At 69.8% G+C, this 12,120-nt stretch carries 12 protein-coding genes; 1 reads left to right on the top strand and 11 read right to left on the bottom strand.

Annotation, left to right across the window (positions count from 1 at the left end):
• Nucleotides 1-2: 2 nt before the first annotated feature.
• The 7 genes from ACIBHX_RS05545 to ACIBHX_RS05515 form a co-directional block, all read right to left on the bottom strand.
• Nucleotides 3-815 (bottom strand): carbohydrate ABC transporter permease, encoded by an 813-nt coding sequence (locus ACIBHX_RS05545; RefSeq protein WP_397064497.1) that lies wholly within the window; start codon nucleotides 813-815, stop codon nucleotides 3-5.
• Nucleotides 812-1,702 carry a carbohydrate ABC transporter permease gene (locus ACIBHX_RS05540; RefSeq protein WP_397064495.1) on the bottom strand — a complete coding sequence of 297 codons (891 nt, stop codon included), beginning with the start codon at nucleotides 1,700-1,702 and terminating at the stop codon, nucleotides 812-814. Before ACIBHX_RS05540 ends, ACIBHX_RS05545 begins: the two co-directional genes overlap by 4 nt.
• Entirely contained in the window at nucleotides 1,699-2,946 is a 1,248-nt protein-coding gene (locus tag ACIBHX_RS05535; protein ID WP_397064493.1) for an ABC transporter substrate-binding protein, read from the bottom strand. The genes ACIBHX_RS05540 and ACIBHX_RS05535 overlap by 4 nt, the downstream gene beginning before the upstream one ends.
• A gap of 57 nt (nucleotides 2,947-3,003) precedes the next feature.
• Entirely contained in the window at nucleotides 3,004-3,819 is an 816-nt protein-coding gene (locus ACIBHX_RS05530) for a carbohydrate ABC transporter permease (protein WP_397064491.1), read from the bottom strand.
• Nucleotides 3,803-4,714: a carbohydrate ABC transporter permease gene (locus ACIBHX_RS05525; protein ID WP_397064489.1), complete on the bottom strand. Its 912-nt coding sequence runs from the start codon at nucleotides 4,712-4,714 to the stop codon at nucleotides 3,803-3,805. Before ACIBHX_RS05525 ends, ACIBHX_RS05530 begins: the two co-directional genes overlap by 17 nt.
• Nucleotides 4,711-5,964 carry an ABC transporter substrate-binding protein gene (locus tag ACIBHX_RS05520; protein WP_397064487.1) on the bottom strand — a complete coding sequence of 418 codons (1,254 nt, stop codon included), beginning with the start codon at nucleotides 5,962-5,964 and terminating at the stop codon, nucleotides 4,711-4,713. The genes ACIBHX_RS05525 and ACIBHX_RS05520 overlap by 4 nt, the downstream gene beginning before the upstream one ends.
• Nucleotides 5,965-6,060: 96 nt before the next feature.
• Nucleotides 6,061-7,212 (bottom strand): trans-sulfuration enzyme family protein, encoded by a 1,152-nt coding sequence (locus ACIBHX_RS05515; RefSeq protein ID WP_397064485.1) that lies wholly within the window; start codon nucleotides 7,210-7,212, stop codon nucleotides 6,061-6,063.
• A 289-nt stretch (nucleotides 7,213-7,501) separates the two neighbouring features.
• On the opposite strand from ACIBHX_RS05515, the gene ACIBHX_RS05510 reads away from it, so the two are divergent.
• Entirely contained in the window at nucleotides 7,502-8,467 is a 966-nt protein-coding gene (locus ACIBHX_RS05510) for a LacI family DNA-binding transcriptional regulator (RefSeq protein WP_397064483.1), read from the top strand.
• Between the two features lie 39 nt (nucleotides 8,468-8,506).
• On the opposite strand, the gene ACIBHX_RS05505 is transcribed toward ACIBHX_RS05510, so the two are convergent.
• From ACIBHX_RS05505 to ACIBHX_RS05490, 4 genes are all read right to left on the bottom strand, one after another.
• Nucleotides 8,507-9,367: an inositol monophosphatase family protein gene (locus ACIBHX_RS05505; protein ID WP_397064481.1), complete on the bottom strand. Its 861-nt coding sequence runs from the start codon at nucleotides 9,365-9,367 to the stop codon at nucleotides 8,507-8,509.
• A gap of 106 nt (nucleotides 9,368-9,473) precedes the next feature.
• Nucleotides 9,474-10,961, bottom strand: coding sequence for a cation acetate symporter (locus ACIBHX_RS05500; protein ID WP_397064479.1), 1,488 nt, complete (start codon nucleotides 10,959-10,961; stop codon nucleotides 9,474-9,476).
• Nucleotides 10,958-11,371, bottom strand: coding sequence for a hypothetical protein (locus ACIBHX_RS05495; protein WP_397064478.1), 414 nt, complete (start codon nucleotides 11,369-11,371; stop codon nucleotides 10,958-10,960). Before ACIBHX_RS05495 ends, ACIBHX_RS05500 begins: the two co-directional genes overlap by 4 nt.
• Complete coding sequence (locus ACIBHX_RS05490) at nucleotides 11,368-12,114, bottom strand: LytR/AlgR family response regulator transcription factor (protein WP_397064476.1); 747 nt, start codon at nucleotides 12,112-12,114, stop codon at nucleotides 11,368-11,370. Before ACIBHX_RS05490 ends, ACIBHX_RS05495 begins: the two co-directional genes overlap by 4 nt.
• Between the last annotated feature and the right edge of the window lie 6 nt (nucleotides 12,115-12,120).

Raw genomic sequence — 12,120 nt, 5'->3', positions numbered from 1 at the left:
GTTCATCCCTTCACGGCTCCGGAGGTCAGGCCCGCCACGATGCGGCGCTGGAAGAACAGCACGAAGATCACGATGGGGATCGTGATGACCACGGCCGCCGCGCAGATCGAGCCCGTCGGGTCCTCGAACTGGGAGCTGCCGGTGAAGAAGGAGATCGTGGCGGGCGCGGTGCGGGCGGCGTCGGAGGAGGTGAGCGAGATGGCGAACAGGAAGTCGTTCCAGCACATGATGAACGCCAGGATCGCCGTGGTGACCATGCCGGGCGCCGCCAGCGGCGCGATCACCTGCCAGAACGCCTGGAACGGGGTGGCGCCGTCCATCTTGGCCGCCTTCTCCAGCTCCCACGGGATCTCCCTGAAGAAGGCCGACAGCGTGTAGATGGTCAGCGGCAGCGCGAAGGTGATGTACGGCAGGATCAGCCCCATCCAGGTGTTGAACAGCCCCAGCGACCGCTCGATCTGGAACAGCGGCGTGACCAGCGAGATCTGCGGGAACATGGCGATCAGCAGCGAGAACCCGACCAGCAGCCGCTTGCCGGGGAAGGTCAGGCGCGCGATGGCGTAGGCGGCCATGGTGCCGAAGACGATCGCCACGAACGTGGAGATCAGCCCGATCCCGATCGAGTTCACCAGCCCGCGGACGAAGTCGTCGTTCTCGAAGATGCCGCGGTAGTTGTCCAGCGTCCACTTCCTCGGGATGAACGCGCCGTCGGTGATCGTGCTGGGGTCCTTGAACGACAGCGAAGCGATCCACGCCACCGGGATCAGCGCGTACAGCAGGACGAGCACGTCGACGCCCGCCCACCTGGCCCTCACCGGCTCTCACCGCCGGGCGCCGAGGCTCCGAAGAGCTTGATGAACACGAAGGCGACGATCGCCACGGTGATCAGGATCAGCACGGACATGGTCGAGCCGATGCCGAGGTTCAGCCCGCCGATCAGGTTGTGGTAGGCGATGATCGACACCGAGGAGGTGTTCTGCGCGCCGTTGGTCAGCACGTAGATGTTGTCGAAGATGCGGAAGGCGTCCAGCGTCCTGAACAGCAGCGCGACCAGGATCGCCGGCTTGATCAGCGGGAGCGTGACCTGGGTGAAGCGCTGCCAGGCCGTGGCGCCGTCGATGGAGGCGGCCCGCAGCAGCTCCTCCGGCACGCCGGCCAGCCCCGCCATCAGCAGCAGCGCCATGAACGGCGTGGTCTTCCACACCTCGGCCAGGATGATGATCGCGATGGCCGACCACTGCTGGGTCAGCGGCGCCGAGCCCTCGGGCAGGAAGTTGGCCAGCCAGCCGGTGCCGGGCGTCCAGGCGTACTTCCAGCCGTAGGCGGCCACGACCGTGACGATGCCGTAGGGGATCAGCGCGACCGTGCGGACCAGCCCCCTGCCGACCAGCGTGCGGTACATGGCCAGCGCGAGCAGCATGCCGAACACGAGCTCGAAGGCGACGCTGACCACGGTGATCAGCAGCGTCACCCCGAAGGCGGTCCACCAGTAGGAGCTGCCGAGCACGGTGGCGTAGTTCTCCAGCCCGATCCACGCCTGGTCTTGCGGGAAGCGCAGGTCGGCCCGCTGCAGCGACAGCAGGACAGAGTAGATGATCGGCCAGCCAGTCACGGCCAGCATGATGATCGTGGCGGGCGCGCACAGCCACAGCGCCAGCCGCCGCTCGGCCTCCTGCCCCTCGGTGAGCCGCGGCTCGCTCACGGCAGCACTCCCCTGCTCTGCAGCGCGTCGGCGATCTGCTCGCGCAGCCGGGCCAGGGTCGTGGGCGGTTCGATCGCGGCGGGCGGCGACAGGATGGCGGAGGTGACCGTGGAGACGTTCTGGTAGACGGGCGTCTTGGGGCGCGGCGCCGCGGTCTTGAGCGCGTCCAGAATGGCCTGCCGCATCGGGTACGGCTTGGCCATGGCGGGATCGTGATAGACCGCCTCGATCGTGGGCGGCAGGCCGTCGAGCGTGGCGGCGGTCTTCTGGCTCTCGGCGTCGCGCAGGCACAGCGCCGCCTGGAAGGACGCCTCAGGATGCCGCGAGTAGCTGCTGACGGCGAAGTTGGCGCCGCCCAGCGGCGAGGTGCCTGGCCCGTCGATGCCCGGGTAGGGCGCCCACTTGAAGTCGGGCAGCATGCGGGGCTGGTTGGCGGCCATCGCCGCGTACACGAACGGCCAGTTGACCTCGAAGGCCGCCCTGCCCGCCTCGACCGCCAGGCGGGCCTCGTCCTCGTGGGTGTTGGACAGCGACGGGTCGGCCGCCGGCGAGGTGGCGTAGGCCCGCATCACCTGCAGCGCCTTGAGCGCGGGCGGGCCGAGCGCGACGGCGTTGCCGCCGGGTGTCAGGATCCTGCCGCCCGCCGAGGCGACCACGCTGTTGAACCAGACGACCAGCCCCTCGTACTGGGCGCCGGTCACCTCGCCGTAGTGCGGCTTGCCCTCGGCGGCCAGGCGGGCGGCCTGGGCCATGATGGCCTGCCACGTCGCCGGCGGCCGGTGCACCAGGTCGGACCGGTACCAGAGCAGCTGCACGTTGGTGGTGTACGGCGCGCCGTACAGCTTGCCGTGCCAGATCGCGGTGTCCAGCGGCTTGGCCAGCGTGCCCTGCCGGGCCTGGGCGGCGTCGCCGCCGGTCCACTCCCTGATCCAGCCCGCCTCGGCCAGCTCGGCCGTCCAGGTGACGTCCAGTGCCAGCACGTCCAGGCCCGGGTCGGCGGCTGCCAGGCGGCGGACGAGCTGCTCGCGCTGGCCGTCGGCGTCGCGCGGCAGGATGTTCACGATGATCTTGTAGCGGCCGCCGGCCAGCTTGTTGCACCGGTCGGCGATGGCCTGGATGTGCTCCTGCGGGGAGTTGTACAGGTTGATCAGCGGCACGCCGCCCTCGCCGCCGGAGCCGCACGCCGCCGGCGCCAGCGCGCACGCCGACAGGGCGGCCGCGGCGAGACGGCGGGCTGCGATCACGCATCAGGCCATACCCCTGGCGTCCTCTCCGGTCCTCGCGCGCGGGTAAATGATCCGTCAACCCTTGACGGCTCCGGCGGTCAGTCCCTCCACGATGAAGCGGCGGATCGCGGCGAACAGCACCAGCGTCGGGATCACCGACACCACGGTCGCCGCGGCCATCGAGCCCCAGTCGATGTCGTACTGGGTGATGAAGGAGTTCATCGCGACGGGGATGGTCTTGGCGTCCTCGCTGTCGATGAACGTGATCGCCAGGAACAGCTCGTTCCAGCACTGCACGAACGCGAAGATGAAGGTGGCGGCGATGCCCGGCAGCATGACCGGGATCACCACCCGCACCATCGCGGTGATTCGGGAGGCGCCGTCGACCTGAGCGGCCTCCTCCAGCGCCACCGGGATCCGCTCGTAGAAGCCACGCATGATGATCGTGGCGAAGGGCACCAGCATCGCCACGTACACCAGCATCAGCCCGGCCAGGTGGTTGAGCAGGTCCAGGTCCGACATCAGCAGGTAGAGCGGGCCGAGCGCGATGAACAGCGGCACCATCTGGGTGACCAGGAACGCCAGCATCAGCGGCCCGCGCCCGGCGAAGCTGAACCGGGCCAGCGTGTAGCCACCCATGATGCCGATCACGGTGACGGCCGCGGCCGAGACCACCGAGACGAAGAAGCTGTTCAGCAGGTAGATGCCGAAGTCGGCGAAGGAGAACAGGTCCGTGTAGTGCTCGAAGGTCAGGTTCGCGGGCCAGTAGCGCAGCGGGAGCTGGAAGATCTCCGACTTGGGCTTCAGCGAGGTGACGAGGATCCAGTAGAGCGGGAAGATGGTGATCAGCAGCCAGGCGCCGAGCACCACCGACTTAGCGAGCCGTCTCATCGGTCCTCGTCACGTTGAGATAGAAGATGCTGAAGGCCAGCAGCAGCGCCAGCACGAGCAGGCCCACCGCGCCGGCCCTGCCGTAGTCGCCGCCCATGACCTGCTGGATCAGGTACGTGGTGATGATGTCGGTGGAGCCCGCCGGTCCTCCCCCGGTCATCGAGTAGATCAGGTCGGGGAAGTTCAGGATCCAGATGATCCGCAGCAGCACGATCAGCGCCAGCGTGGGCCTGATGTGCGGCACGGTCACGTTCCAGAACTGGCCGATCCGCGTGGCGCCGTCCACCGAGGCCGCCTCGTAGAGCTCCTTGGGCACCGACTGCAGCGCGGCCATGATCATGATGGCGAAGAACGTCACGCCGTACCAGACGTTGGCCACGACCACCGAGGTCATCGCCCATCCTGGAGTGCCCAGGAACGCGATGGGCCGGTCGATGACGCCCACCTTGAGCAGCAGATCGTTGATCACGCCGAACTGGCCGTTGAACATCCACCGCCACAGCAGCCCGATCAGGAACCCGGACATGGCCCACGGGAAGAACACCCACGCCTGGTACAGGCCCCTGCCGCGGAAGTGCCTGCGCAGCAGCAGGGCCAGGCCGAAGCCGAGGAAGAACTGGAAGACCAGCGACACGAACACCCACGTGCCCGTGTTGCGGAGCGCCGTCCAGAACCGGTCCTCGGCCAGCACGCCCTTGAAGTTCTCCAGACCCACGAACGGGGTCTGGGTGAGGTCGAACAGGTTGTAGCGCTGGAAGGCCATCACGCTGCCGCGCACCATCGGCCAGTAGGTGAACACCAGCACGAAGAGCACGCCGGGCAGCAGGCACAAGCCGATGAAGGCGGCCCGCCGCCCGGTGAACGCGGGCTTGCCCCGCCTGCCGACCGCGGTCACGAGACTTTCTTCGCCTGGTCGACCCAGAAGGCGTCCCAGGACTTCAGCACGTCGGCGGCGGTCTTCTTGCCGGTGATCAGCGCCTGGATGTCACGGTCGGCGTCCACCTGGAACTGGCTGTAGCCGGGGTAGTCCGTCGGGCTGATCGTGATCACCTGGTTGGGGTCCTGCTGGGCGTCGATGTAGGCCTTCCACGCGCCCTGCGAGAACTGCGGGTCGCTCTGCGCCTGCTTGGAGATCGGCATCAGCGAGTTGCCCTTGGCGAAGGCCGTGCTCTGCTTGGCCTCCGACAGGAACTGCACCAGCTTGACCGCCTCGGCCTTGTGCTGGGTGAAGGAGGTGATGCCCCAGCCCGCGTAGCCCACGTTCTGCAGCGCGTAACCAGTCGGGCCCTTCGGGAGGGGGGCGGTGCTCCAGTTCTTCAGCCCGCTCTCCTGGACCGTCTTGATCACCTCGGGGTCCTGGATGAGGATGCCCGTGACGCCCGAGGTGAAGCCCTGGACCATCTCCGGGTAGCTCCAGGCCACCGAGTCGGGCGGCGAGACGTCCTTGAAGAGCTTGACGTACAGGTCGAGCGCCTGAGCGGCCTCGGGCGTGGAGAAGATCGTCTGCTTGTCCTTGAGGAAGAAGGACTTGTCCGGGTTGACCTTGTCGCCGTTGTAGGCGCTGATCATGAGGACGGCGTAGCCCGCGCCGCCCTTGCCGCCGCGGAAGGAGTAGCCGAACTTGCCGCCCGTGGTCATCTTCTTGGCCGCGTCGTACAGCTCGGTCCAGGTCTTCGGCGGGGCCGTCACGCCCAGGTCGGTGCGGTAGAACATGGTCTTCATGTAGAAGCCGTACGGGATCAGGTACGGCTTGCCGCCCACCTCCGCGGCCTTCTTCTGGGTGAGCTCGGTGAGGTCGTTCCAGCCGGCCCAGTCCGTGGTGGGCAGCTCGCCGAGCCAGCCGTTGTTGGAGAACGACTTGGCGGTCAGGTCGCGGACCTCCAGCACGTCCAGGTCCTTCTTGGTCTGCAGGATCTGGGTGATCTTCTGGTCGGCGCTCTCGAGGGGCGGGGAGATGAGCTCCACCTCGATCTTCGGGTTCGCCTTCTCGAAGTCCGCGATCAGGCTCTTGATCAGCTTGGTCCGCTCGGGGCTGGTCAAGCTCTCGATCATGCGGAGCTTGACCTTGCCGTCGGACGAGCCGGAGCCGCAGGCAGCGAGGGTCAGGGTCAGGGCGGTGACCGCCGCGAGGACAGGTGATCTCATCGGTACTCCCTAGGACAGCCCCGTATGACAGCGACAGCCCGGGTATGACAGCGCTGTCATGCACGGTAGGCCACCGACCCCTTTCCGCGCTAGACCTCAGATGGCCTCGAGTGCCCGGCCGAGGTCCTCGACGAGCGTTTGCGCCGACTCCAGGCCCACCGACAACCTGACCAAGCCGACGGGGACGCCCATCGTCTTCCTGACGCTCTCTTCCGTGGTGAGCGTGGGGGCGTTGGCCAGGCTCTCGAAGCCGCCCCACGAGACGCCGATCCGGAAGTGCCGCAGCTCGTCCAGAAATTTCGTGACCTGGGGGTGGGAGTCCGTGTCGAGCTCGAGAGACAGCAGGCTGGAGAATCCGGACATCTGCCGTTTCGCGAGCGCGTGACCCGGGTGGGACTCCAAACCTGGGTGGTTGACGGTTCTGACCGCCGGGTGGGACTCCAGGAAGCGGGCCACGGCCAGGCCGCGCTCCTGGTGTGCGGCCATCCGGACGGGGAGGGTGCGCAGGCCCTTGATGACCTTGCCGGCGTCGTGGGGTGACATGGCCGCGCCGTACAGCATGTACTCGGTCCTGGCCAGCGGCCTGACCAACTCGGCCGAGCCGCAGACCACGCCGCCGACCAGGTCGCTGTGGCCGCCGATGTACTTCGACAGCGAATGCAGCACCAGGTCGACGCCGAGGGTGATCGGCTTCTGGAAGATCGGGGTGGACCAGGTGTTGTCCATCACGGTGACCAGGCCGTGCTCGCGCGCCCACGCGGTCACCTGGGCGATGTCGAACAACTCGTAGCGCATGTAGGAGGGGGACTCGAAGTACAGTAGGCGCGTGGATGCGTTGATAGCGCTGTCACCTGCCGCGAGATCGCTGATGTGCGTATGCGTGACGCCGTATTTCTCCAGGTAACGCAGGAATTGCGTCGTCGGGCCGTAGACGGCGCCCAGCACGAGCACGTGGTCCCCGGCCGAGACCAGCGACGAGATCGTCGCGGAGATGGCGCCCATGCCGGAGGCGAAGCACTTGGCCCGCTCGGCCCGCTCCAGCGCGGCCAGCTTGCGCTGGGCCAGGTCGACCGTGGGGTTGGTGCCCCGCCAGTAGATGTAGTTCTCGTCCTCGTCCTTCAGCGCCTCGGCCAGGTCGCCGGCGGTCTCGAAGGTGAAGATCGAGTTCTCGAAGATCGGCGGGTGGACCGCCCCCAGCAGCCAGGGCTCGTCCTCACCGAGGCGCCCACAAATCCAGTCATCATCCATGCGGTGGACGATATCGTGCGGTTCCTTTCTCACAACCTCCTGGTTCTGTACGGCAAAGCCGCGCCCACCACGCACCGCCGACGTGACTTTCCGGCCGTGCCCGACGGCACGCATGGGTGGGACGGTTGCCCGCCGCAACGCCGCACGGAAAGCAGGGAGCGGCGGTGCGGGTCCGGGGCTGGACGAGGGAGAGGCGGGAACGCGCGCGCGAGGGGTTGTCGTGGGCTGGATAGGGTCCCTCCAGTGATCACTGCGGGGGTGGCGTGGGTGGGTTTGGGGGGTTGGGGTGATGACGCGTAAACCGACGATGGCGGACGTGGCGCGGTACGCGGGAGTGAGCCTGAAGACCGTCTCCCGGGTCGTCAACCAGGAGCCGCACGTCAGCGCCGACCTGCAGCGGCGGGTGCAGGACGCGATCGCGGCGCTGGGCTTCCGCCGTAACGAGGCCGCGGCGCGGCTGGCCAGGGGCGCGACGATGCTCACGATCGGCCTGATCATGGAGAACATCTCCAACGAGTTCTATGCCCGCCTGGCCAAGGCCGTGGAGGCGGCGGCGGCCGAGCACGACGCGCTGGTGGTGTTCGGCTCCTACGAGGAGCGGCCCGAGCGCGAGCGGATGCTGGTCGAGTCCATGTACGCCAGGGGGGTCGACTCGCTGATCGTCGTCCCGTCCGCGGGGGATCACGGATGGCTGGCCGAGGGGCCGCGCGCGGTGTTCGTGGACCGGGTTCCCGCCGGGCTGCCCGGGGCGGACGTGGTGCTGCTCGACGACGTGACGGGCGGGCGGATGGCCACCGAGCACCTGATGGCGCACGGGCACCGCAGGATCGCGCTGATCTCCGACGACAGCGGGCTGAGCTCGGTGCACGCCAGGGCGCTGGGCTACAGGGAGGCGCTGGAGGAGGTGGACGAGGCGCTGGTGGTGAAGGGGGTGTTCGATCCGTGGCGGGTGTCGCACGAGGTGGGGCGCCTGCTGGATCTGGCCGACCCGCCGACGGCGTTCTTCGCCACCAACAACCGGGCCGCGATCGGCATCCTGCAGGCGCTGCGCGACCGTCCCGAGCGGCCGGCGTTCGTGGGTTTCGATGACTTCGCCCTGGCGGACGTGTTCAACCCGGGCGTGACCGTGGTCCGCTACGACACGGCACGGCTGGCCCGGGCCGCGGTCGACCTGCTGCTGACGCCGTCGGACGCGCCGCGCCGCATCCGGGTCCCCGTCGAGCTGGTCGTGCGCGGCTCAGGAGAGCAGCGCTAGTACGGCGGGCGACGGTGTCCGGCGTGGCGCGCCGTACGGTCACCGGGGGCGGGTGGCTGCGGCGCGCAGGACCTCGGCGAGTTCGAGGGCCAGGTCGGGGGTGGCGGCGACCACGCCGCTCCAGCGGCGGGTGAGGTCGGTGTCCAGCTCGATGGGGCGGGCGAAGACGTCGCGCACCGCTCCCCCGGCCGACTCGGCCAGGACCACGGCGGCGGCGATGTCGACCAGGCGGTGCGAGTCGGAGGCGGCGTCGGCGAACGCGTCGGTGGCCCCCTGGGCGACCAGCGCGGCCTCCAGGCAGCTGGACGACAGGATCCGGACGCGGGCGGCCCGCTCGGCCACCGCCATCCACGCCGCCAGCGCTCCCGGGTTGCGCGGGTGCGGGCGCAGCAGCGACACGGCGGCCCCGTCGAGCCGGCGGCGGCCCGTGGTGCGCAGCCCGCGCATGGCACGGCGGGCCCACCAGCTGCGGCCGGTGTCGAGCCAGACGGTGAGCGCCTCGGTGAACACGCCTTCCTCGGCCAGCGCGGCGGAGAAGGCGGCCAGCGGCACCCCGGCGGCGGCGTTGGCCGAGCCGTCGACGGGATCCATGACCAGGGTCAGCGCGGAGCCGCGGTCGACCCAGCCGGTCTCCTCGGTCAGCACGTTGGCATAGGCCGGCAGGGCGGCCAGCACGGCGTCCTCGACGAGCTCGTCGATGCGCATGGTCGGGGTCCCGTCCGCGCCGTCGGCCACGATGGCGGACAGCGCGGCCCTGTCGTGCCCGGCTCCGGCGTAGGCGTCGAGCGCGGCCCGGGCCGCGGCCAGCAGCGCGGGATGGGCGTCCTCGGGCGGCGCCGGGTGCACGCCGGGCGGGAGGAACACCTGGGCCTGCGGGAAGAGCTCGGGGTGTGCGGTCATCGGGCTACTCCTGCCAGGTGGGTACGCATCATGGCAGCCACGTTCCGTGCCACCGGTGATGACCAGGGCAGCTCTTGCTTACGGCGCACGATCCGGCGGGTGAACTTCAGGAAGACCTGGGCCGCCAATCGCCGCGGTCGAGGTTGAGGTTCTCCGGCGTGTGCAGGCGCACCATGGTCCTGGCGACCCCGGCGGGCACCCGGTGCGGCGTCAGGAACGACACCGACACCATCACGGTGAACGCGATCGGCACCGTCCAGGCGGCCGGCTGGGCCAGCAGCGCGCCGGCCAGCCCGTCGTAGGGGCCGCCGGTGATCGTCAGCAGCACCGCGGCGCAGGCCAGCCCGCCACCCACGAACAGCCCGGCCAGCGCGCCCGCGGTGCTGAGCCGCCGCCACCAGATGCCCAGCACGAGCAGCGGGCAGAACGAGGAGGCGGCCACCGCGAACGCCAGCCCCACCACGTCGGCCACCGGCAGCGCCCGCGCCCACAGCGCCAGCCCCAGCGGCACCACGACGGCCAGCAGCGTGGCCTTCCTGAACGCGCCCACCCCGCCCTTCATCAGGTCCTGCGCGATCACGCCGGCGACCGACACGGTCAGCCCCGACGAGGTCGACAGGAACGCCGCGAACGCCCCCGCCGTGACCAGCGCGGTCAGCACGTCGCCGAGCGTCCCGCCGACCATCCGCTCGGGCAGCGTCAGCACGACCGCGTCGGTCCGTACCAGGTCGGGCGCGTACAGCCGGCCCAGCCAGCCGTACAGCGGCGGCAGCAGGTAGAAGGCCCCCAGCAGTGACAGCACCACGAGCGTGGTACGGCGGGCCGTCCGCCCGTCGGGGTTGGTGTAGAAGCGGACGAGCACGTGGGGCAGCCCCATCGTGCCCAGGAACGTGGCCAGGATCAGCGAGTAGGTGGAGTACAGCCCGTACTCCTTGCCACCGCCCAGCGGCACCTGCCAGATGGCGGTGTCGCCGGGGCTCAGCGCGGGCGAGCCGTCGCCCTTCCACGCCATCAGCAGGAAGACCAGCGGCACGGCCAGCGCGGTCAGCTTCAGCCAGTACTGGAAGGCCTGCACGAACGTGATCGACCGCATCCCGCCCGACAGCACGTTGACCGCCACGACCACCGCCACCAGCAGCCCGCCCGCCCACACCGGCGCGCCGGTCACGGTGCGCAGCACCAGCCCGGCGCTCTGGAACTGCGGCATCAGGTAGAGCCAGCCGATGAGCACGACGAGCACGCTGGCGGTGCGCCGCACGGTCATCGACTCCAGGCGCGCCTCGGCGAAGTCCGGCAGCGTGTAGGCGCCGGAGCGACGCAGCGGCGCGGACACCAGGACGAGCAGCACCAGGTAGCCGCCGGTCCATCCGACGGGCAGCCACAGCATGTCGGCGCCGAAGGACAGCACCAGCCCGGCCACGCCCAGGAACGAAGCGGCCGACAGGTACTCGCCGCCGATCGCGGAGGCGTTCCACAGCGGGCTGACCGTGCGGGAGGCCACGTAGAAGTCGGAGGTGGTGCGCGAGAAGCGGATGCCGAACGCCCCGATCAGCACGGCGGCCACCACGACGACGACTACCGCGGCCAGACTCATCGGCGCTCGACCAGGTCGGCGAAGTGGCGCTCGTTGCGTTCGGCCTGCCGTACGTAGAGCCAGGCGCCGGTGATGAACAGGGGGTAGATCAGTCCGGCGAGCACCGCCCACGGCAGCGGCACGCCCAGCAGGTCGACGTCGCGCAGGTGCGGGATGAGCAGGAACAGCAGCGGTAACCCGCCGACCACGCAGGCCAGCACGGTGCAGACGAACAGCGCGAGGCGGAACTGGGTGCGCAGCAGCGAGCGCATGTACACCTCACCGAGGTGGGTCTGCTCGTCGATCTCGCGGGTGGCCGGGTAGCGGGGACGGCGCGCGGCGGCGGTGCGCGGGCTGGTGACGGCGACGCGGCGGGGCGTGTCGGCGCGCGGGTACGGCACGCGGCGCGATGGACGCGGCTCGGCGGTCATTCGGCCCTCCCCTTGCGCGCCCGCCTGACCAGCAGGTCGCGCAGCTCGCGGGTGTGCCTGCGGCTGACGGGGATCTCGGTGTCGCCCACCCTGACCGTGCACCTGCCCGAATCGATGTGCAACTCGTCGATGTGCTTGACCGCGACCAGGTGGCTGCGGTGCACGCGGACGAACCCGGCCGTGGCCCAGCGCTCCTCCAGCGTGGCCAGCGGGATGCGGACCAGATGGCTGCCTGAGGCGGTGTGCAGGCGGGCGTAGTCGCCGTGCGCCTCGACGTAGACCACGTCGGCTGTGGACACGAAGCGGGTCACGCCGCCCAGCTCGACGGGGATCGTGGCGATCTCGCCGACCTCCGCGGGCACGTCAGCCGAGACGGCCACCCTGCGGATCGCCTCGGCCAGCCGTTCCGGGCGGACCGGCTTGAGCAGGTAGTCCTCGGCCTTGATCTCGAAGGCGTCGACCGCGTGCTCCTCGTAGGCGGTGACGAACACGACCCGCGGCGGGTTCGCGAACTGCGACAGCAGCCGCCCGAGCACGACCCCGTCCAGGCCGCGCATGCGGATGTCGAGGAAGACGGCGTCGATCGGCCTGCCGTCGGCGATGGCGCGGTCCAGCAGCCGCAGCGCGGCCGCGCCGTCCCTGGCGGTGGCGATCTCGCCGATGCGCGGGTCGGCGCGCAGCAGGTAGGCGAGGTCTTCCAGCGCGGGAAGCTCGTCGTCCACAGCGAGAACACGCAGTCCCATACACAC

The sequence above is a fragment of the Nonomuraea sp. NPDC050536 genome (assembly GCF_044457685.1).
GTDB lineage: Bacteria > Actinomycetota > Actinomycetes > Streptosporangiales > Streptosporangiaceae > Nonomuraea.
The sequence above is the reverse complement of the archived record's forward strand: the minus strand, read 5'-3'. Positions and strand labels throughout refer to the sequence as shown.